Genomic DNA, 20,928 nt, shown 5'->3' on the forward strand with positions numbered 1-20,928 from the left:
GCGGGTGCCATTCGCGGCACCCCGGGTCGAGACGATGCAGCCGACGCCGCCCAAGGCGCGCCGGCGGAAGGGATGGTAGGCATGGCTGACAGTGGCGGGGCTGCCGCGACCGACGGTACGCCGCGGCGTGATTTCCTCAACCTTGTGACGGCGTCGTTCGCCGCGGTGGGCGTCGGCGCGGTGGCGTGGCCGTTCATCGCCTCGATGCAGCCGGCGCGCGACGTTCTCGCGCTGGCGAGCACCGAGGTCGACCTCGCCCCGATCGCCGAGGGCCAGGCCGTGACGGTGATGTGGCGCGGCAAGCCGGTCTTCGTCCGCCACCGCTCGGCGGCCGAGGTCACGGCGGCGCGTGAGGTGCCGATCTCCCAGCTGCCGGACCCGGCGCCGGACCAGGCCCGCGTCCAGAAGGACCAGTGGCTCGTCGTGCTCGGTGTCTGCACGCATCTCGGCTGCGTGCCGCTTGGCCAAAAGCCGACCGACGCGCGCGGCGACTACGGCGGCTGGTTCTGCCCATGCCATGGCAGCCACTACGATACGGCCGGGCGGATCCGGAAGGGACCCGCGCCACGGAACCTTGAAGTTCCGCAATACGCCTTCACGTCCGACACCAAGATTCGGATCGGTTGAGGAGCGCGGACATGGCGATCGGTCTTCACAACAGCGATTTCAAGAACCCGGTGGTGCGCTGGATCGACCAGCGCATGCCAATCTTCACGATGATGCAGAAGGAGTACGGGACCTTCCCGACTCCCCGGAATTTCAACTATTTCTGGAATTTCGGCGCGCTGGCCATGGTCAACCTGATGATCATGATCGCGACGGGCATCTTCCTGGCGATGCACTACACGCCGCACACCGCCTACGCCTTCGACAGCGTCGAGCGGATCATGCGCGACGTGAACTTCGGCTGGCTCATCCGCTACGTGCACATGAACGGCGCCTCGATGTTCTTCATCGTGGTGTTCATCCATATCTGGCGCGGCATGTACTACGGCTCCTACAAGGCGCCGCGGGAACTGCTGTGGATGCTCGGCGTCGTCATCTTCCTGCTGATGATGGCCACGGCCTTCATGGGCTACGTGTTGCCCTGGGGCCAGATGTCCTTCTGGGGTGCGACCGTCATCACCAACCTGTTCTCCGCCTTCCCTGTGGTGGGCGACTGGATCGTGGCCCTGCTGTGGGGCGGCTTCAGCGTCGACAACCCGACGCTGAACCGCTTCTTCAGCCTGCACTACCTGATGCCCTTCGTGATCGTCGGCGTGGTCTTCCTGCACGTGGTGGCGCTGCACATCACGGGTTCGAACAACCCGCTCGGCGTCGAGCCCAAGGGCCCGCAGGACACGCTGCCCTTCCACCCCTACTACACGGCGAAAGACAGCTTCGGCCTGGTGATCTACTTCATCGTGTTCGCCTCGCTGGTGTTCTTCGTGCCGAACATGCTCGGCCACCCGGACAACTACATCCCGGCCGACCCGCTGGTGACGCCCGCGCACATCGTGCCGGAATGGTACTTCCTGCCCTTCTACGCGATCCTGCGCGCGGTGCCGGACAAGCTCGGCGGCGTGCTGCTGATGTTCGGCTCGATCGCGGTGCTGTTCGTGCTCCCCTGGCTCGACAGCAGCCCGGTGCGCTCGATGCGGTTCCGCCCGATCGCGCGCATCTCCTTCCTGCTGTGGACCGTGTGCTTCTTCGTCCTGATGTACTGCGGCGCCATGCCGGCGGAGGAGCCCTATGTCACGGTCAGCCGGATCGCGACTGCCTACTACTTCGCATACTTCCTCGTGATCCTGCCGCTGCTCGGGCGCCTGGAGCGTCCGCTGCCGCTGCCCGAGAGCATCGCGCGCGCCGTCCTCGGCGGCGGCCCGCTGCCCGCCGGTGCCGCGGCGAAGCCGATGGAGAAGGCCTGACCATGCTTCGTTCCACGCTGAAGGCCTTCGCCATCCTCGGCGGCCTGCTCGCCATCGCCCCCGCCCCCGCCCGCGCGGCGGGGGAAGCGATCGCGATCCCCGACACCCGCTTCTCCTTCGACGGGATCTTCGGGACCTATGACCGTGCCAGCGCCCAGCGCGGCTTCCAGGTCTACAAGGAAGTCTGCTCCGCCTGCCATTCCATGCGGCTGCTGTCCTACCGCAACCTGCGGGAGCTCGGCCTGACGGAACAGCAGGTCGCGGCGATCGCGGCGCAGTTCACTGTGACCGACGGCCCGAATGACGAAGGCCAGATGTTCGAGCGCTCGGGGCGCCCCTCGGACCGGTTCCGCCGGCCCTTCCCGAACCAGCAGGCGGCGCGCGCTGCCAACAATGGCGCCTATCCGGTTGACCTCTCGGTCATCACCAAGGCGCGGCTCGGCGGCGCGGACTACATCTTCGCCCTGCTCACCGGCTACCAGGACCCGCCCGCCGGCGTGACCATGATGGATGGGATGAACTATAACCGGTACTTCCCGGGCCATCAGATCGCCATGGCGGCGCCGCTCAATCCCGACCAGGTCGAATATGCGGACGGCACGCCCGCGACGGTCGAGCAGATGGCGCGCGACGTCACGACCTTCCTCGCCTGGGCGGCCGAGCCGGAACTCGAACAGCGCCGCGCCATGGGCGTGAAGGTGATCCTGTTCCTGACCATCCTCGGCGGCCTTGCCTATGCCGTGAAGCGGAAGGTCTGGGCGGACGTGCACTGACATGATGGCGGCGGCCCATCCGGGCCCCGCCACGCGCTCCGGCATTCAGCGGTCGGGCGACATACAGCCGGTCCGGGGTCTTCCCCGGGCCGGTTTTTCTTTGCGTCGCCGCGACGCGCCGGCGCGTCCGTCCCCCTTGGCTTTTCCGGCGGATTCCTGCCAGTTTCGGCATGCCAGCCCCGGCAGTCCTCAATGTCGGGCAGGAACGACAGGGAGCGCGAGATGAAGGTCAATCCAGGCGGCAAGACGCCGCGCCGAATCACTGCCGCCGAAGCCGCCGCCCTCGTGAAGTCCCGTGACTGGCTCGACTACGGCGCCATCACCGCGCAGCCCGACGCCTTCGATGCCGCCCTCGCCGCGCGCGCGGCCGAACTGCAGGGCGTCGGCATCCGCAACTGCCTCTCGGTCCGCCCGCGCGCGGTGTTGGAAGCCGACCCGACGGGCGAGCATTTCCAATGGTTCAGCCTGCATTTCTCCGGCTACGACCGGAAGAAGCACGATGCGGGCATAAGCCACTACATCCCGGTCAACCTCGGTGAGATCCCCGACTACTACCGCCGCTTCATCGACCCGATCGATATCGCGATCCTGAAGACGCGCCCGGCCGATGCCAACGGCTTCTTCAACTTCGGCAACGCGAACCTGTGGCACCGCGCCGTGGTCGAGCGCGCGCGCCTCGTGATCGTCGAGACCAACCCGAACATCCCGTTCGGCCATGGCGAGCAGAACGGCATCCATGCCGGGGAGGTCGACTTCATCATCGAGGGCGACGGCGCGTCGGTCGCGGAACTGCCCAGCGCCGCACCGACCGAGGTGGACCGCGCCGTCGGGCGCCTGATCGCCAACGAGATCGAGGACGGCGCCTGCCTGCAGATCGGCATCGGTGGCATGCCGAACGCGGTCTGCTCCCAGCTGCTCCATTCCGGCCAGACGGACCTCGGCATCCATACCGAGATGCTGACCGACGGCCTGGCCGAACTCTACCGCGCCGGCCGCGTGACGAACGCGCGCAAGCAGCTCCATCCGGGCAAGTCGGCCTATTCCTTCGCCCTCGGTTCCCGCGCGCTCTACGACACGATCGACGGCAATCCGGACTTCCACTGCCTGCCGGTAGAGGCGACCAACATGCCGGACGTGATCATGCGCAACGACCGCGTGGTCGCGATCAACAACACGACGCAGATCGACCTGCAGGGCCAGGCCGCCTCCGAGAGCGACGGGCATCGCCACATCAGCGGCACGGGCGGGCAGCTGCAATTCGTGCGCGGCGCCTATGCCTCGAAGGGCGGGAAATCGTTCGTCTGCCTGTCTTCCACCTATGAACGGAAGGGCGTGCGCAAGAGCCGAATCGTGCTCGAACTGACACCCGGCAACGTGGTGACGACGCCGCGGACGGACATGATGTACGTCGTCACCGAATACGGCATCGCGAACCTGAAGGGCCGGTCCGTGGCGGAACGGGCGAAGGCGCTGATCGGCCTCGCCCATCCGGATTTCCGGGAAGGGCTGGAGCGCGAGGCGCGCGCAAAGGGGCTGATCCCGCGCTTCTACTGACCGCGCGGCGGCCGCTTCGCGACCGCTTCCACCTCGATCAGTGCGCCGCGCACCAACGCGGTGACGCCGATGCAGGTGCGCACCGGCCGCCCGCCCGGCGGCAGGCAGGTGGCATAGGCTTCGTTCATCGCCGCATAGTCGCGTTCGAATGCGCTGAGATAGACCCGAACGGAGACGAGATCGCCGAGTCCGAGCCCCAGCGCGCCGAGCGCGCGCGCCAGGTTCCCCATGGTCCGCGTCGTCTGCGCTGCGATCCCCTCCGGCAGCGGCGCCTCCGGGTCGTCGAGGTCGCGCGGGAACTGACCGGTCAGGAAGACGAAGCCATCCGCCTCCACCGCGTGGGAGGAGGGCGAGACGGATGGCGGGAAGCCCGCCAGCATGTGGTGGAGGGTAGGGCTCATTCCTCGCGCTTCGCGCCGTCGAGCAGCGCCTTGCGCCGCGCCTCGGCGTGGGCGTCGTTGGACTTTTCCGCCTTGGTACGGCCGTGCTTGGCGCGGTTCGCGGCGGCCTCGGCCGCTTCCTCCGCCCGCGTCCGCGCCTTGCGGGCCTTGTTCAGGTTGACGATCTCGGCCATGGGGCGAGGATACCGCGCCACCGCATCCGGGGAAACGCCATGCCGACCATCTCGCTGACTGCCGCCGACGGCCACCGCCTGACCGCCTATCGCGCCGGGCCGCAGCACGCCCCCCGCGCCCTTGTCGTGGTGCAGGAGATCTTCGGCGTGAACCGCCACATGCGCGCCGTGTGCGACCGCTTCGCCGCGGAAGGCTACGCCGTGATCGCGCCCGCCCTGTTCGACCGCGTCGGCCCGGGCATCGAGCTCGGCTACGAGGCCGCGGACGTCGCCCAGGGGCGCGAGCTCCGCGGCAAGATCGATGCCGGGTTGACCGTGCTCGACGTGCTGGCCGCGGCCGCCGCGCTGCCGCGCGCGGCGAAGCGCGGCATCGTCGGCTATTGCTGGGGCGGCACCGTCGCCTGGCACGGCGCGACCCGCACCAGCGCCTTCGCCGCATCCTCCGGCTGGTACGGCGGTGGTATCGCCGCGGCGAAGGACGAAGTGCCGCGCTGCCCCGTCCAGCTCCATTTCGGGGAGGCCGACGCCTCCATCCCGATGACCGACGTCGCCGTCATCCGCGCCGCCCAGCCGGGCGTCGAGGTGCACGTCTATGGCGGCGGCCACGGCTTCGGCTGCGATGAGCGCGGCTCCTACGTCGAGGCCGATTACCGGCTGGCGCAGGAGCGGACTCTCGCCTTCTTCGCGACTCATCTCTGAGTCGCGGCGCAGAAGGATCGGAGCCTTATGAGGAGGGCCCTTCGCAGCGGGGCTGGTCGCGCGGGTGCGCAGCAGACCCGACGCTGAAGTCCGGCCGCGCGGAGCGTCACCCTTCGCGCGATTGTCCTGAGCATCCCGGGCGCGGCCGCGGCCACGCCCGGGTGCCGTTCCGCCTGGATCAGGCGAGGTCGAAGCGATCCAGGTTCATCACCTTCGTCCAGGCCGCGACGAAGTCCTGCACGAACTTCGCCTGGTTGTCGGCCTGGGCGTAGACCTCCGACAGGGCGCGCAGCTGGGAGTTCGAGCCGAACACCAGGTCCACGCGCGTGCCGGTCCACTTCACCGTGCCCGTCGCGCGGTCGCGGCCCTGGAACTCCTCGGCCGTCTCGTCGGTCGGGGCCCAGGCCGTGCCCATGTCGAGCAGATTGACGAAGAAGTCGTTCGTCAGCTTCCCCGGGCGAGCCGTCAGCACGCCGTGCGGCGAACCGGCATGGTTGCCGCCCAGAACACGCAGCCCGCCGACCAGCACCGTCATTTCCGGAGCGGTCAGGGTCAGCAACTGCGCCTTGTCGACCAGCTGCTCCTCGGCCGAGACAGTGAAGCGGCCCTTGCGGTAGTTGCGGAAGCCGTCGGCCTCGGGCTCGAGCACGGCGAAAGACGCCGCGTCGGTCTGCTCCGCCGTCGCATCCGTCCGGCCCGGCGCGCAGGGCACCTTTACGTCATGGCCTGCCGCCTTCGCCGCCGCCTCGATCGCGGCGCAGCCGCCGAGCACGATGACGTCCGCGAGCGAGACCTGCACGCCACCGGTGGCCGATGCGTTGAACGCCTTCTGCACGCCCTCGAGCTTCGCCAGCACCTCCGCGAGCTGGGCGGGCTGGTTCACCTCCCAGTCCTTCTGCGGCGCGAGGCGGATGCGTGCGCCATTCGCCCCGCCGCGGCGGTCCGAGCCGCGGAAGGTCGAGGCCGAGGCCCAGGCGGTCTGCACCAGCTGCGATACCGTCAGGCCTGTCGCGAGGATCTGCGCCTTGAGCGCGGAAATCTCCGCTTCGCCCACCAGCTTGTGCGTCACCGGCGGGACGGGGTCCTGCCAGATCAGATCTTCCTTCGGCACCAGCGAGCCGAGGTAGCGGACCTTCGGCCCCATGTCGCGATGGGTCAGCTTGAACCATGCACGGGCGAAGGCGTCGGCGAACTGGTCCGGGTTCTTGTGGAAGCGCTCGGAGATCTTCCGGTACTCGGGATCCATCTTCATCGCCATGTCCGCCGTGGTCATCATCGGCGGGTGGCGCTTGGACGGATCATGCGCGTCCTCGACCAGCGTCCAGGCGGCGCGGTCCTTCGGATGCCACTGATGCGCGCCGGCGGGCGACTTGTGCAGCTCCCACTCGTAGCCGAGCAGCATGTCGAAGTAGCCCATGTCCCAGGTCGTCGGCTTCGGCTTCCAGGCGCCCTCAATGCCGGAGGTGATGGCATCGCCGCCCTTGCCGGAGCGGAAGCTGCTGAGCCAGCCGAGGCCCATCGCCTCAATCGGCGCGCCTTCGGGTTCCGGGCCGACATGATGGGCGGGGCCCGCGCCATGCGCCTTGCCGAAGGTGTGGCCGCCGGCGACGAGCGCGACCGTCTCCTCGTCGTTCATCGCCATGCGCGCGAAGGTCTCGCGGACGTCGCGGCCGGAGGCAACCGGGTCCGGGTTGCCGTTGGGGCCTTCCGGATTGACGTAGATGAGGCCCATCTGCACGGCCGCGAGCGGGTTCTCGAGCTGCCGGTCGCCCGAGTAGCGCTTGTCGCCGAGCCAGGTGTCCTCGGTGCCCCAGTAGATGTCCTCCTCGGGCTCCCAGATGTCCACGCGGCCGCCGCCGAAGCCGAAGGGCTTCAGGCCCATCGATTCGATCGCGCAGTTGCCGGCAAGGATGAAGAGGTCGGCCCAGGAGATCTTGTTGCCGTACTTCTGCTTGATGGGCCACAGCAGGCGGCGCGCCTTGTCGAGGTTGCCGTTGTCGGGCCAGGAATTCTCGGGCGCGAAGCGGTGCGCTCCGTTAGAGGCGCCGCCGCGGCCATCCGCCGTGCGATAGGTGCCGGCCGCGTGCCAGGCCATGCGGATGAAGAACGGCCCGTAATGGCCGTAATCCGCCGGCCACCAATCCTGGCTCACCTTCATCAGCGCGAAGATGTCCTGCTTCAGCGCCTCGAGGTCGAGCTTCTTGAACTCCTCGGCGTAGTCGAAGGCCTCACCCATCGGGTTCGACTTGGCGGAGTGCTGGCTCAGGATCCGCAGGTTCAGGGCGTTCGGCCACCAGTCGCGGTTAGACCGGGTGGTGAAGCGCGCGGCGGTCGGCTTGCCGTGCATCACGGGGCACTTGCCGGCGCTCGAGCTGTTTCCGTCCATCATTCTCTCCGTTCTCGGCTGCGTTGATCGACGTGGTCCGCGGGGCCGGACCATCGCGAACACGGACAGGATCCTGGCCCTCGGATGGCTGTTGCAGCCACGACCGGAACCCGCCGATGCGAGCGGGCGGACCCTACCCGCATCCGGGTAGGGAAAGAACCCCCCGATTCCACCGAAGTCGATAGGCAGCGTCTATTGTTCCGCGCGAGACTGGCTCGTGCCGATTATGGCGGCTCGCGGCGCCGCCGGTCAGGCGCCCTGCAGTTCGATCTTCTCTTCTTTTTCGGCAGCGTGATGGAAGTTGCTTCGCTGGTAGCCCGTCATGAAGTCGGGATAGGTGATGGGCTCCATCCGGCCCTTGCTGCCGTCGGCGGTGATGGGCGTCATCACGGCGCGGTAGCTCGCGTCGAAGAAGAACGGGATGGCGTAGCGCTCCTTCCCCGAACGGTTGATGACGCGGTGCGGCGTCGCCATGAAGCGGTTGTCCGTCCAGCGCCGCAGCATCATCCCGCCATTGATCAGCAGCGCGCCTTCGGGCGCCGGCGCGTCGATCCATTCCCCCGTGGACAGGCGCAGCGACAGGCCGGGGATGCGGTTCTGCGCAAGGATCGTCATGAACGACGTGTCGAGATGCGGCGCGATGCCGAACTCGTTCTCCGGCGCCGTCGGTTCCTGCTGCGGGTAGTGCGACATGCGCAGCGTGTACATCGGCTCGGTGAAGAAGGGCGCGAAAAAGTCGGCGGGCTTGTCCAGCGCGTGTGCGTAGATCGGCAGCAGCGACAGCGCGAGCCCCTCGAAGGCGTCCATCGCGCGCAGCACCTGCTCGCGGAAGCCGGGCAGATCCTGCGGCCACTGGTTGCGGCCGCGGAAGCGCACATTGGCCAGCACGTCCGGATGGTCGCCGGGCAGCTCGCGCTTGAAGAAGACCGCCTCGTTCGCGTTCGGCAGCGCCACATCGCCCACCGCGTTCACGCGCGTGGTGGCACCGCGAAGCGGCATGTAGCCGATATTGTGCTCGTTGATCTTCATCGCGAGCTTGGCGTCGATCGGCTGGGCGTGGAAGCGCTCGGCGGCTTCGAACGTCTCGTCGAGCAGCGCCTGGTCGATGCCGTGGTTGCGCACGAAGTAGAAGCCCACCTCCGTGAAAGCGCGGCGCAGCTGGCCGCCGAGACGCTCGAGGGCGCCCGGCACCCCGGCGCGCAGGGGTCCAAGGTCCAGGACGGGAATCATGTCGCTCATCTCGGCGTTTCCTTCGTCGTGGCGGAAGCGTCAGGCGGGCAGAAGGTTCAGCCGCCGCAGCACGTCCCGCTCCTCCTCCATCGTCCGGCGCATCGCTTCGCGATAGGCGTCGCCGTCGAGCAGCAGCAGCGGCTGGTCGAGCCGTTCCAGGAACTGCAGATGGGCCGGTTCCTGCGCCGCCGCGCGGAAGGCGTCGGCCAGGATGCGCACCGTGTCCGGGTTCATCCCGCGCGGCCCGATCAGCCCGCCGGGACTATCGACCACGATGTCGATGCCACTCTCGCGCAGCGTCGGCACCTCGGGGAAGCGGCGCGCGCGGGCGGAGGTGTAGATCGCGAGCAGCCGCAGCTGCCCGCCGAGCACCATCGGCGCCCAGCCCGAGGATTCGGAGGCGAAGTGGATCTCCCCGCCCAGCAGCGCGCGCAGCGTGTCCGAGGTGCCGCGATAGGGCACATGCGTCATGGTAAGGTCGCGCTGCGCGGCGATTCGTTCCACCACCAGGTGCTGGGTGGATCCGATGCCGAGCGTGCCGTAGTTCAGGCGCCCCGGATTGGCCCTGGCGTGCTCGAGCAGTTCGGGCAGCGTGCGCCAGGGCGCGTCGGCGCGCACCACCACACCCATGGTGAAGCCGGTGATCTGCAGAATGTAGGTCAGGTCGTCGATCGGGTTGTAGGGCGGGCGCGGGTTCAGCAGCATCTGCCGCACCACGCCGACATGCATCTGCGACACCGCGTGTCCGTCGGGCCGCGCTTCCTGCAGCGCGACGGCGCCGAGGATGCCCGAGGCCCCCGCGCGGTTCTCCACGACCACCGGCTGGCCCAACTGCCGCTGCACGTATTCGGCGAGGATCCGGTAGCCCACATCGGCCGGCCCGCCGGCGGTCCAGGGCACGATCAGGCGGATCGGGCGGTCGGGGAAGCGCGGCTGCGCGACAGCGGCTGCCGGCAGGGCCGACAGCGCGAGAAGGCTGCCGCGGCGGGTCAGGCGGGGCATGGTGTGTCACTCCCGAGCCAGCCGATGTTTCACCCCTTCGCCGCGGGACGCAAGCGGGCGCGGCGCGCGGGACGAAGCCCGCGCGCCGGCCGTGTCGGTCCCTGCCTGGGGCTCAGCGCGCGCGGGCGCGGCGCACGAAGCCGCTGACCTCGCCTTCCATCCGCCCCGCCTCGGTCTGCACGCCGGCGGCCGCATCGCGCACCGCGCGCGCCGTCGCGGCGGTGTTCTCGGAGGATTCTCGCAGCGCCTCGACGTTGCGCGAGGCGGTCGTGGCACCCTCGGCCGCGCGATGGACGCTGCGCGCGATCTCCTGCGTCGCCGCCGCCTGTTCCTCGACCGCCGCGGCGATCGCGGCCGCGACCTCGTCGGTCTCCTCGACCGTGGCGCGGATGGAGCGGATCGCCGCCACCGCCTCTCCCGTCGCGGTGCGCATCGCCGTGATCTGCTCGCCGATCGTGCCGGTCGCACTCGCGGTCTGGGTGGCGAGGGCCTTCACCTCGCTCGCAACCACCGCGAAGCCCTTGCCGGCTTCCCCCGCGCGCGCCGCCTCGATGGTGGCGTTGAGCGCGAGCAGGTTGGTCTGCTCGGCGATGGCGCCGATCATGCGCACCACCTCGCCGATGCGGTTCGCCGCGTCCGACAGGCCCTGGATGGTCGGGTCGGTGTTCTGCGCGTCCTGCGCGGCGCGGCGCGCGATCGCGGATGCGCTGGTCACCTGGCGCGTGATCTCGGCGACGGAGACGGACAGTTCCTCCGCCGCCGCGGCGACGGCCTGTGCCTCGTTCGACGTGGCGCCGATCGCCGTGCCGGCCTCCTTGGCCGCCGCGATCGCCTCCTCGGCGCGGGCGAGAAGCGTGTCGGCCTGCACGCGCATGCCGTCGGCCTCCTGCGTCACGCGCCCGACGGACGAGCCCATCTCACTCTCGAAGGTGGCGGCGAAGCCATGAAACTCGTGCGCCTGCCGCTCCATCGTCGCGATGCCGGCGTTGATGTCGCGCGCGGCCGCGCCGAAGGCGCCGGGCAGGCCACGCAGCAGCACCTTGCGGTGGTGTCGTCCCTCGGCGGCCGCGCGCATCGCGCCACCCGCCTCCCGCACGAAGGCGTCCGTCACGTCGAGCATGGCGTTGACGCCGCGCTGCAGTTCGCCCGCCATGCCGCTGCGCGGTGCGCCCAGCACACGCGCCTCCATGTCGCCATGCCGCACCCGCTGGCAGGCCTCGGCGACGGCCTGTATCAGCGCGGCGCTGCGTTGGTCGCGGATGCGCAGCACGACCCAGGCGACAATGCCAAGCGCGGCGGACAGCACCGCGACCGGTACGCCCGCCTCCAGCACCGCGGCGGCGGCGCCGCCAAGAAGGCCCACGATCACCGCGGCGCTGAGCGCCGGCTGCACCAGCCGGTCAGAGAGCGAAGGCGAAGCGGTCATAGCTCATCTCCTTTTCGGCGAGCATGGCGGCGAGCGCGGCCGCGCCCATCTGCTGGCCGCGCTTGCGGTCCTCCTCCCGCTGCTCGACGGCGAGCAGGTCGCGATAGAGCGCGGAGATGCTAGCCACCTGGCGCGGTTCGGGCTTGCGGCGGTTGGAATGGAAGCCCACCACCGCGCCGTCCGGCCCGAAGCTCGGCGTCACATGCGCGAAGACCCAGTAGTGGTCGCCGTTGGTCGCGAGGTTCAGCACATAGCCAAAGAACTCGCCGCCGGACTGTATCGTTTTCCACATCAGTTCGAAGACGCAGCGCGGCATGGCCGGGTGGCGCACCAGGCTGTGCGGCGCGCCGATCGCATCCGTCCAGGTCAGGACGGAGACGCGCAGGAACACCTCGTTCGCATAGGTGATCCGTCCGCGTATGTCGGTCTTGGTGACGATGATCTCGTCCTCACCGAGCGGGCTTTCCCGACCGGTCGGCGTCGGTCTCGTGGCAGCCATGGATCACTCCGTATCGTACGCCACACGGATCGCGGCGCGTCGGGCGATCATGCACCTCCAGGGCATAACGGATCGTTGAACTTCGTTGCCTACGTGTGACCGTACTTCTACGAGGCCGCCGGCTTGAGGCTGCCGAGCAGCGCCTGCTCCTCGTCCGGCACCAGCACGTGGAAGGCCGCGCCGCCGCCCGGCGCCTCCGGCGCCGCCCAGATCGACCCGCCATGCGCTTCCACGATCGCGCGGCACATGGCGAGCCCGATGCCCATGCCGTCCGGCTTGCTCGAGACGACCGGCTCGAACAGCCGCCGGCGCACCTCGGGCGGGATGCCCGGACCGCAATCGCGCACGACGATCTCGACACCCTCGCCGGTCCAGCCGCGGCATGCCTCGATCGAAATTTGCGGCCGGCAGCCGGGCGGCGCGGCCTCGACCGCATTGGCCAGGAGGTTCGCGATGACCTGGCGCAGCTGCACCGCATCCCCGAAGATCTGCAGGCCCGGCGGCGCGACTGAGATCGCGATCTCCGCCTCGCGGCGCTGCAATGCCTCGGCGCGCACCTCCTCGAACAGGTCGGCGACGCGCAGCGCCGTCACCTCGCGGTCCGCGCGGCCGATGAAGTCGCGCAGGCGCTTGACGATCCCGCTGGCGCGCAGCGCCTGGGCGGATGCCTTCTCGAGCAGCGCGGCGAGGCGTGCCCGTTCCTCCTCCGCCATCACCGCGCGGCCGGCGAGCATCGCTGCGGCGCCGGTGTAGTTCATCATGGCGCCCAGCGGCTGGTTGAGCTCATGCGCCAGCCCGGCCGCCATCGCCCCCATCGCGCCGAGGCGGGATGCGCGCATCGCCTCGGCTTCCAGCCTGCGCAGCCGCGCCTCGGCCTCGCGCATCGCGGTCACGTCGCGCAGCACGGCAAGGTGCCCCGTGCCGCCACCTGCCAGCGGGAAGGGCACGCCGCTCGCATCGACGCGGTGGCGCTCGCCGTCGCGGCCCGCCAGGTCGACCTCCCATTGCACCGTTTCGCCCGCGCAGACGCGCGCATGCGCCGCCTGCCAGGCCGCGCGGTCCTCCGGGGCCAGCAGCTCGAGCAGGCGCGGCGCGTCGCCGAGCAAGGCGGCGGCGGCCGCGTTGGCCGCGCCGATCGCGCCGTCGGGCCCGATCTTGGCAACGGCCATCGGCACCGCCTCCAGGATGGCGCGGATCCGGGCCTCACCTTCCGCCAGCGCCGTCTCCAGCGCCTTGCGCGCGGTGATGTCCTGAAGGGTGCCGAGCATGCGCAGTGGCTGCCCGTCGGGCTCCCGCTCCACCACCCGGCCGCGATCCAGGACCCAGACCCAGTGCCCGTCACGATGGCGCAGCCGGTGTTCGCTGACATAGGCGCTGGTGGCGCCCTGGAAATGGGCGTCGAGGTGCCGGCGGACCTCGGGCATGTCGTCTGGATGGACCCGGCTCTGCCAGAAGGAGACATCCTGCTCGACCTCATGCAGCGCATAGCCGAGCATGGCGACGAATGGTTCAGTGAACGATGCGCGCCCGCTGGGGATATGGCAGTCCCACAGCCCCTCTCCCGTCGCCTCCACCGTCAGGCGCAGGCGTTCCTCGCTCTCCCGTACCCGTTCCTCGAGCATGCGCCGCGCGGTCACGTCGATGTTCACGCCGAGGATGCGGACTGGCGCGCCATCGGGTCCGGGAATCGCGCGGCCGATCCCCTGCAGCCAGCGCAGGCTGCCGTCGCGCTGCGGGACCCGGAAGGTCACGTCGAAGGGGGCGAAGGCGCCGCGTTCGGCGTCGGGCTGCCATTTCGCCATGTCCGCGTCGGACGGATGCACGATCCGCCGCCACTGCTCGCGGGGGAATTCGAGCGGATGGTCGGGGGCGAGGCCGTAGAGCCGCGCCGTCTCGGGCGAGAAGCGCGTCACCCGCCGATCGAGGTCGATCTCCCAGATTCCGATGCCAGCCGCCTCGTGCGTCAGGCGCAGGCGCATGTCGCTCTCGGCCAGCGCTGCCTCGGCGCGTCGGCGCTCGGTCACGTCGCGGATGATGCCGGTCAGGTGCATCACGCCATCAACGACGAACGAGCCGACCGAGAGCTCGATGGGGAAGCGCGACCCGTCGCGCCGCTGCGCCATCAGCTCGCGGTCCTGCAGGCCGAGCACGCGTGGCGGCGCGCCGGTCCGGAGCGTGGCGACGTAGTGGGCGCCGCGCCGCGCATGCTCGGGCGGCAACAGCATCCCGAGGTCGCGCCCCACCATCTCGGCGAGCGAGGCATACCCGAACATGTGCAGCGTCGCGGCATTGGCGGTCACGATGCGGCCCAGCGCATCGGCGATGACGATGCCGTCCGCCGCCGTCTCCACCACCGAGCGGTAGCGCTGCTCGCTGTCGGCGAGCGCCTTTTCGGCCGCCTTGCGGGCCGAGACGTTGATGATGACGCCGATGGCGGTGAGCGGCGTGCCGTCCTGCGCGTACTCGTAGTCCGCGCGCGCCTCCATGTGGCGGATCGCGCCGGTTTCCGGGTCGCGCAGCCGGTAGTCGACCGTGATGCCCGGCGCGCGGCGCGCAAACGCAATGGCGATGTCGGCCTCGATCCTCGCGCGGTCCTCGGGGACCATGTGCGCGAGCCAGTCTTCCATCCGAAGGGGATTGCCGGGCGGCAGGCTCCCATGCAGCGCCCGCGCCTCGGCCGAGACCTCGACCGTGCCCGCGACGATGTCGCGCCGGAAGGTTCCGATGCCCCCGGCGGCCATGGCAAGGCGAAGCATCTCCGCCCGCTCGCGCAGTTCGGCTTCCCGTGCGGAAAGCGCGACATTGGCGTCGAACTCCGCGGTGCGGTCCAGCACCGAGACGAGGATGGCGTCGCGATCCTGGAAGATCACGGGACAGGCGTTGATCTCGACGAGCCGCTCGCGGCCATGGGCATCGCGATGCACCCATGGGCCGGTCGTCGTATCGTGCCGCTTCTGCTCGGCCCGCCAGCGATCGAGCCGCGCGGCTTCCGCGGGCGAGCGGATGTCGCGGATCGTCATGCGCAGGAAATCGTCGCGGGACCAGCCATAGGTCGCGACAGCGGCATCGTTCACGTCGAGGAACCGCAGCGTCCCCTGCTCGAAGATCCACATCGGGACGGGATTCGACCAGAAGGGCGGCGGCCCTGACAGCCGGATCGGCGGGGGGACGGGCGGGCTCACGTGGGTGCGGGGATTCCTGCGATCAGGGTGGCTGGCGACGCAGATGCGCGCATCCCCGCAATTTTACGGAGGTGAAACGCGCTGGCCTTCGGCACCAAATAGCATGCCCAGGCTGTGCGATCACGAGAAGCGATGTCCGTCGAGGTTGAAGGACTCTTTTGCATGCGCGCGGCGCCCCTTGCGGAACCGTTCGTCGCTGTGCAGGTGCCTGACCCTGCCTGGCAGGATTCGCTGCTGCTGCTGCTGCGCGCCGCGGGACTGCCCTGTCGCGGCTACGCCACGCCGGACGACCTGCTGCTGCCGCCCTTCGCGACGGCGCCGCTTCGTGTCGTCCTGACGGGTGGCGAGCGGGGGCGCCTGCCTCATGCCGCGGCGCCCGTCGCGGCGCTGCGCGCCGGCGGCGTGGCGGCGCCGATCCTCATGCTGGTGCCAGGCCCGGTGGAACCCGCGCTCGCCTGCCGCCTGCTGACGATGGGCCGGACCGAAGTGCTCGAGAACCTCTCGGCGGCGCCGGCCGTGCTCGCCGCGCTGCGCCTGCTCGCGGCTGGCGGCGCTCGGCCGGTGGACGCGGCGCTTTCCCCGCTTGCCCGCCGCGCGATCGGGATGATGCTGGCCGGGCGCAGCCGGCGCACCATTGCCGCCGCGCTGGCCATGCGCCTCGTGGATTTCGATGCGCTGGTGGCCGACACCGTCGCGGCGCGGGCGGTGCCGGGGCTGGTCGCGCTGCTGCGGGCGGCACGCCAGGACGGACTTGTGCCCATCTGACTCCGGCCGGGATCGCCAGGGCGTCGGTCGCCCTGGCGATTGTTCCTCAGCCGGCGGGCGGCGGGGCGCCAAGGACGGCGGCGGGTTCCTTGTCGATCCGGCTGTGGCGCGCCACGCGGCAGGCGGCGCGCACGACCAGCGTCGCCAACTCGCCGGCGCCGCGCCCCGGTGCGTCGACCGCCCGGTCGAGATCCACCAGCACGCCCTGGCCCCCGGGGGTCGCTGCGATCAGCGGCACCCAGGGCCGCTCATCCCGCAACAGGCTCACGAGGTCGCCGGCGCCGCGGAACTCGGCGAGGCTCGCGCAGACCACGAGGTCGATCCGCGCCGTCAACGCCGCCGCGCCGCGGCGGGACGCCGCAAGGTGGCACACGTCGAGGCCGAGCAGGCGCAGTGTGACCGAAAGCCTGTCCTGGTCCTCGGGGCGCTCGGCGATCAACAGCGCACGCTTGCCGAGCAGCACGCACCGGGCGCCCTCCTGGCCGCAGGGCAGGGTGCAGGCCGAGGTCACGTCGGGGTCCTCGTCGCCGAGTGCGGTTCCCCGCGCCATGCGTCGCGCATATCGCGGCCGGCGCGGCGGCTGTTGGGGTGGCCTCGCATTTGTGTTACCTCGTTCCGGTCCGGGGTCGCGCCTGAGAGCCCACGGGGAGGGGCCGACCCTGATCACCGTCGCATAATCTAAAAACGCGCGCGCGTTCGACATTTTTCGACTGTGGGAACTACGGAGGCCGGGGCGTTGCACGTCATCAACCATCTTTCCTTCGCGCATCCGTGTTCGGGCGCGGGGGCCGCGCCATGACGCGCGCCGGCCCGGCGCCGGGCCCTGCCAGGCTGCTCGTCGTAGATGACGACGAAGCCGTCCGCGAATCCCTCGTCGCACTGCTCGAGGCCGGCGGCCACGAGGCCGCGGCCCGCACCTCCTCGGCCGATCTGCGCGCGCGCGGCATACCGCCCGGCACCGCCTGCCTGCTGCTCGACGTCCGGCTGGGCGAAGGCGACGATGGCATCGACCTGATGGTGGAACTGAAGCGCAACGGCCTCGCCGCGCCCGTCGTGGTGATCACGGGCCATGGCGACGTGCCGCTCGCAGTGCGCGCGATGCGCCTCGGCGCCTTCCACTTCATCGAAAAGCCCTTCACGGCGGAAACCCTGCTCGACGCGGTCACCGAGGCGCTGTCGGCGGCCGCGCCTGCCGCCGATGCCGCCGCGCGCATGGCGCGGCTGACGGCGCGCGAGCGCGAGGTTGTCGACGGGCTCGTCGCCGGAAAGCAGAACAAGGTCGTCGCCGCCGAACTCGGCATCAGCGTGCGCACCGTCGAGGCGTACCGCGCGACTGTCATGTCGAAGCTCGGCTTGCGTTCCTTCGCGGAACTCGTCCGCATCGCCCTGGCTGCCGGCGGCCCGTAGTTCCACCACAGCGCAATGCCGAGGCAGACGCGGCGCGCCACGACCACGACACTGCGACGATCCGGCGGCACTGGCGCCGCCGACGAGGATCAGCTCGCATGCGTGCCTTCCAGCAAGGTCATGAGGACAACCAGGACGCGGCCGCGGTCGACGTCCCGCCTGAGGCGGCCCTGGCGGCCGCGCAGCACATTCTTGGGATGGTCGCGGGCGATCTCGCGCGTGCTGGCTTCTATGCCTCGGCCCAGGCGGTCGCTGCGCTCGCCGACCTGATACCGGGCGGGCGCCAGCGACATTGACAGCGACGGGCGAAGGCTTCGGCCGCGGCCGGCGACTTCTTCCCCCCATCGGACGGCGGAGGAGAGCTTTCGCGCACGCCCCGCACCGGCGCTCCAGCTGACCTCCCGCGCGCGGTCGCGCATCGCCCAGCCTGCCCAGGCCGTCGCCGGCGTGCTGGCAGCCAGCCCATGAGGGCGCGGCAGGTCGCGGCCGCCAGGGTGACAGGGTGCACCATGGCGCCGCATCACGGTTGGAGTATCGTTGCGGTGACGATGCAAAACCAGCCGCCCCGGCGACCGACGTCGCACATCCGTCAGACCCAGGACGCGCCGCCGTGCGGATCGCGCTGACGAGCCCCTATTGCTGGCCGCAGAGGCGCCGCGGGTCGGAGCGCCTGCTGCACGACCTGTCGCACTGGTTCGCCGCGCGTGGCCACGATGTCACCGTCATTGCGACCGCGCCCGGCGAGCGCCGGGTGGAAGCCGACGGCCCCGTGCGGCGCATCCTGCTGCCGCAGCGCGGCCCGCTCGGCCTCGATCTCCGCGCGCTGAACTTCTTCCATCGCTTCGCCTTCCAGGTGGAAGGGGAGATCGCGGCCGACCCGCCCGATGCCGTGCTCGCGCTCAACTATCACGATGCCTGGGGCGTGCTGCGCGCCCGCCGGCGGGGCGCCCGTACGCGGCTCGTCTACCAGGCGGTCGGCATTCCCGTGCGCCGCTACTTCCGGCGGATCCCGCTCGATGGCTGGATGTTCCGCCAGGTGCTCCGCGGCGCGGAGGAGGTGCTGACCATCTCCCGCTTCGCGGGAGACCTGCTTGCCTCGGAGTTCGGCCGCGACAGCCGGCTGCTGCACGCGCCGACGGACCTCGCGCCGCTGCTTGCCGCACCGAAGCCGCCGCCGGACGGCACGCTGCGGCTGCTTTTCGCCGCCGACCTGAATGAACCGCGCAAGGGCGCGCTGCTGCTCGCCCGCGCCTTCGCGCGCGTCGCTGCCGCACGGCCGGGCGCGCGGCTCGACTATTCCGGCCATGCGGATGCGGCGATCCAGGCGGCGATCCGCGCCGCCGTGCCGCAGGACCTCGTCCCCGCCATCACCTTCCACGGCGTCGGCGCGGTGGGTGACCTGCCGGCGCTCTATGCCCGCGCCACGGTCTTCGTGCTGCCGGCGATCTGGGAAGCGCAGGGCATGGTGCTGGTCGAGGCGCTGGCCGCCGGTACCCCGGTGGTGGCCTGCGACCATGGCGGCGTCGGCGACATCGTGGACGATCCGGCGATCGGCCGGCTGTGCCCGCCGGGTCCGATCCGCGGTCATGCCGCGACCGACGACGCGGCGCTGGCCGAGGCGATCCTCGCCGCCGCCGACCTCGCCGCCCAGCCCGGGACGGACGCCGCCTGCCGCGCCCGCGCCGCGGCTTTCGGGCTCGACCGGCTGGGTCCGATCTATGAGGCGTGCCTCGCCGGCGAAGGTGCCGCCCAAAGCGGCCTCCGGTCGGATGGCGTCATCTGACCGGAGGTCCTGCGCCTGAAGGCATGGACCCGCGCGTGCCTTGCGCCGGATCGGCGAAGCGCGCGGCTCCGCCGTTCCGGCACTTGCCCGAGCGCGGTCTCGCGCGGTGGCTGGCACGTCATCATGCTCGACAGTCCGCCGCGCCTGGACGGGAAGGGGCGTCGCGCGGTTCGAAGGCGACCGCGCCGCCTGCGCCGGCGCGCACGATCGGGGCGGGCGGGCGGGACCCACCCTGGACGCGACGCGGCGCGCGGCCCGATCATGCCGCGACCGATGCCGGAGACCACGATGCGCCTGACCCTCGAACCGCTCACCGCAGAAGCCTTCGCGCCCTTCGGGGAGGTCCTGTCCGCCCCGGAAGCCCCGGGCCGAACCTATATCGACGCGGCGCTGGCGAACCGCCGGGCGCAGGCGAAGCCGAGCCTGTCCTTCACCTTCAAGGCGCCGTCGAGCCTGCCGCTCGCCTCGACGGTGATGGAGCGGCATCTCCATTCCTCGCAGTCCTTCGTGCCGATGGAGGCCGGGCGCTGGCTTGCCATCGTCGCCCCGCACGGTGCGGATGGCAGGCCCGACATGGCGCGCGCAAAGGCGTTCCTGGCGCGGCCGGACCAGGGCGTGACCTATGGCGCCGATGTCTGGCACCACCCCTTCACCGTGATCGACCGCCCCGGGCGCTTCGCCGTCTTCATGTGGAAGGATGGCGGGCCCGAGGATGACGAGTTCGTTGAGGTACCGGCGTTCGAGGTCGTTCTGCCCGACGTGGCCGGGTAGCGCGCGTTCAGCGTTCGGCGAAGGCGCGGTCCAGGATGTTGCGCACGGGCCGCGCGAGCCACTGTAGCAAGGTGACCTCCCCCGTCGCGATCTCTACCGCGACGCTCATGCCGGGGGAGACGCGCATGCCGCGCCGCGGGTCGCCGACATGCTCGGAATCGAGCGCCACCTCCACGCGGAAGAACATGCTCCCGTCGTGGCGGCGGAAGGAGGAGGCGGAGACATGCTGCACCGTCCCCGGGATGCTGCCGAAGCGCGCCGGGTCGTAAGCCAGCACCTTCACGCGCGCGCGGCCGTCCGGGCGGACGCCGCCGACCTGGTCGGCGGGAAGTTCGACGACGGCGAGCACGCCCGCATCCTCGGGTACGATCTCGGCGACCATCGCGCCGGGCTCGAGCACGGCGCCGACACCGCGCGGCCCGATCTCCTTCACCACGCCGGCCGAGGGTGCGCGCAGCACGGCGCGCCGGAGCCGCGCCTCGGCGCGCAGCAGCGCCTGATGGGCTTCCGCGCGGTCGGCCTCGACGCGGACCAGTTCGGCCAGCGCCTCGTTGCGTGCACGCGCGGCGAGTTCGTCGCGCCGCGCCCGCGCCTCCCCCACCGCCAGCCGCGCGGCGGCGATATCGGAGACGCCGCGCTCGACCTCGCCTTCGGCGCGCAGATGCGTCTGGCGCAGGGAAAAGACCTCATTGCGTCGCGCAAGCCCGCGGTCGAGCAGTCCGGACATCACCCTGACCTCCTGCCGGGCGAGGTCGCGCGCCTCGGTCGTCGAGGCGAGCAGCACCGTCTCCCGCGCCACGGCCGCCTCGCGGGTGGCGATCTCCGCATCCAGCACGGCGAGCTGGGCGGCGCGCAGACGGGCGGCGGCCTCGGCCATCGCCGCCTGGCTGTCGCGGATCGGCGCCAGTGCCTCCGAGGCCACGGGGCCGAGCGCGGCGAGGCGCCCCTCGGCCGCGGCCGCGAGGCGTTC

Annotated in this window: 20 protein-coding genes; 10 read left to right on the forward strand and 10 right to left on the reverse strand. The window is 70.8% G+C overall.

Translation table 11 applies throughout. The features are described from left to right. The first annotated feature begins 81 nt into the window (after window positions 1-81). The 4 genes from petA to HW577_RS03560 all read left to right on the forward strand — a co-directional run bounded on the left by petA (window position 82) and on the right by HW577_RS03560 (window position 4,234). Complete coding sequence (gene petA, locus HW577_RS03545; RefSeq protein WP_198374685.1) at window positions 82-627, forward strand: ubiquinol-cytochrome c reductase iron-sulfur subunit; 546 nt, start codon at window positions 82-84, stop codon at window positions 625-627. Between the two features lie 11 nt (window positions 628-638). Then, on the forward strand, window positions 639-1,907 hold the full coding sequence (locus HW577_RS03550; protein ID WP_198374686.1) for a cytochrome b: 1,269 nt from the start codon (window positions 639-641) through the stop codon (window positions 1,905-1,907). Window positions 1,908-1,909: 2 nt separating this feature from the next. Next, a complete protein-coding gene (locus HW577_RS03555; RefSeq protein WP_198374687.1) occupies window positions 1,910-2,680 on the forward strand; it encodes a cytochrome c1 in 771 nt (256 codons plus the stop codon). A 222-nt stretch (window positions 2,681-2,902) separates the two neighbouring features. Next, window positions 2,903-4,234, forward strand: coding sequence for an acetyl-CoA hydrolase/transferase family protein (locus tag HW577_RS03560; RefSeq protein WP_198374688.1), 1,332 nt, complete (start codon window positions 2,903-2,905; stop codon window positions 4,232-4,234). On the opposite strand, the gene HW577_RS03565 is transcribed toward HW577_RS03560, so the two are convergent. Both HW577_RS03565 and HW577_RS03570 read right to left on the reverse strand, forming a co-directional pair. Next, on the reverse strand, window positions 4,228-4,635 hold the full coding sequence (locus HW577_RS03565) for a RidA family protein (RefSeq protein ID WP_198374689.1): 408 nt from the start codon (window positions 4,633-4,635) through the stop codon (window positions 4,228-4,230). The two genes, HW577_RS03560 and HW577_RS03565, sit on opposite strands and share 7 nt — an antisense overlap. Then, on the reverse strand, window positions 4,632-4,808 hold the full coding sequence (locus tag HW577_RS03570) for a DUF4169 family protein (RefSeq protein WP_198374690.1): 177 nt from the start codon (window positions 4,806-4,808) through the stop codon (window positions 4,632-4,634). Before HW577_RS03570 ends, HW577_RS03565 begins: the two co-directional genes overlap by 4 nt. 39 nt (window positions 4,809-4,847) lie before the next feature. Here HW577_RS03570 and HW577_RS03575 point away from each other — a divergent pair, with 39 nt between their 5' ends. Continuing rightward, window positions 4,848-5,507, forward strand: a complete 660-nt coding sequence (locus tag HW577_RS03575; RefSeq protein ID WP_198374691.1) for a dienelactone hydrolase family protein — start codon at window positions 4,848-4,850, stop codon at window positions 5,505-5,507. 178 nt (window positions 5,508-5,685) lie between these two features. Here the strand turns inward: HW577_RS03575 and katG are convergent, their stop codons facing one another. The 6 genes from katG to HW577_RS03605 form a co-directional block, all read right to left on the reverse strand. Continuing rightward, the gene (katG, locus tag HW577_RS03580; RefSeq protein WP_198374692.1) at window positions 5,686-7,893 is read right to left on the reverse strand and encodes a catalase/peroxidase HPI; all 2,208 of its coding nucleotides are present in this window, start codon (window positions 7,891-7,893) and stop codon (window positions 5,686-5,688) included. A gap of 249 nt (window positions 7,894-8,142) precedes the next feature. After that, window positions 8,143-9,132: an isopenicillin N synthase family dioxygenase gene (locus tag HW577_RS03585; RefSeq protein WP_198374693.1), complete on the reverse strand. Its 990-nt coding sequence runs from the start codon at window positions 9,130-9,132 to the stop codon at window positions 8,143-8,145. 30 nt (window positions 9,133-9,162) lie between these two features. Then, window positions 9,163-10,125 carry a tripartite tricarboxylate transporter substrate binding protein gene (locus HW577_RS03590; protein ID WP_198374694.1) on the reverse strand — a complete coding sequence of 321 codons (963 nt, stop codon included), beginning with the start codon at window positions 10,123-10,125 and terminating at the stop codon, window positions 9,163-9,165. Between the two features lie 112 nt (window positions 10,126-10,237). Further along, window positions 10,238-11,551, reverse strand: coding sequence for a methyl-accepting chemotaxis protein (locus tag HW577_RS03595; RefSeq protein ID WP_198374695.1), 1,314 nt, complete (start codon window positions 11,549-11,551; stop codon window positions 10,238-10,240). Further along, on the reverse strand, window positions 11,526-12,050 hold the full coding sequence (locus HW577_RS03600) for a PAS domain-containing protein (protein WP_198374696.1): 525 nt from the start codon (window positions 12,048-12,050) through the stop codon (window positions 11,526-11,528). Before HW577_RS03600 ends, HW577_RS03595 begins: the two co-directional genes overlap by 26 nt. A 107-nt stretch (window positions 12,051-12,157) precedes the next feature. Then, complete coding sequence (locus HW577_RS03605) at window positions 12,158-15,232, reverse strand: PAS domain S-box protein (RefSeq protein ID WP_198374697.1); 3,075 nt, start codon at window positions 15,230-15,232, stop codon at window positions 12,158-12,160. A 162-nt stretch (window positions 15,233-15,394) separates the two neighbouring features. Between HW577_RS03605 and HW577_RS03610 the strand changes: the two genes are divergently transcribed. Then, window positions 15,395-15,997 (forward strand): hypothetical protein, encoded by a 603-nt coding sequence (locus tag HW577_RS03610; protein ID WP_198374698.1) that lies wholly within the window; start codon window positions 15,395-15,397, stop codon window positions 15,995-15,997. Window positions 15,998-16,043: 46 nt separating this feature from the next. Here HW577_RS03610 and HW577_RS03615 read toward each other — a convergent pair whose 3' ends face one another. Then, window positions 16,044-16,547 (reverse strand): hypothetical protein, encoded by a 504-nt coding sequence (locus tag HW577_RS03615; RefSeq protein WP_198374699.1) that lies wholly within the window; start codon window positions 16,545-16,547, stop codon window positions 16,044-16,046. A gap of 245 nt (window positions 16,548-16,792) precedes the next feature. On the opposite strand from HW577_RS03615, the gene HW577_RS03620 reads away from it, so the two are divergent. The 4 genes from HW577_RS03620 to HW577_RS03635 all read left to right on the forward strand — a co-directional run bounded on the left by HW577_RS03620 (window position 16,793) and on the right by HW577_RS03635 (window position 19,958). Next, window positions 16,793-17,404 carry a response regulator transcription factor gene (locus HW577_RS03620; RefSeq protein ID WP_198374700.1) on the forward strand — a complete coding sequence of 204 codons (612 nt, stop codon included), beginning with the start codon at window positions 16,793-16,795 and terminating at the stop codon, window positions 17,402-17,404. A gap of 98 nt (window positions 17,405-17,502) precedes the next feature. Beyond that, complete coding sequence (locus HW577_RS03625) at window positions 17,503-17,700, forward strand: hypothetical protein (RefSeq protein ID WP_198374701.1); 198 nt, start codon at window positions 17,503-17,505, stop codon at window positions 17,698-17,700. 314 nt (window positions 17,701-18,014) lie between these two features. After that, on the forward strand, window positions 18,015-19,187 hold the full coding sequence (locus tag HW577_RS03630; protein ID WP_198374702.1) for a glycosyltransferase family 4 protein: 1,173 nt from the start codon (window positions 18,015-18,017) through the stop codon (window positions 19,185-19,187). A gap of 288 nt (window positions 19,188-19,475) precedes the next feature. After that, window positions 19,476-19,958, forward strand: a complete 483-nt coding sequence (locus HW577_RS03635; protein WP_198374703.1) for an ureidoglycolate lyase — start codon at window positions 19,476-19,478, stop codon at window positions 19,956-19,958. A 7-nt stretch (window positions 19,959-19,965) separates the two neighbouring features. Here the strand turns inward: HW577_RS03635 and HW577_RS03640 are convergent. Beyond that, window positions 19,966-20,928 (reverse strand): beta-barrel domain-containing protein (locus tag HW577_RS03640; protein ID WP_198374704.1); only part of this gene is annotated, 963 nt, incomplete at its 5' end.

The organism is Neoroseomonas rubea, from assembly GCF_016106015.1.
Classification (GTDB): domain Bacteria; phylum Pseudomonadota; class Alphaproteobacteria; order Acetobacterales; family Acetobacteraceae; genus Neoroseomonas; species Neoroseomonas rubea.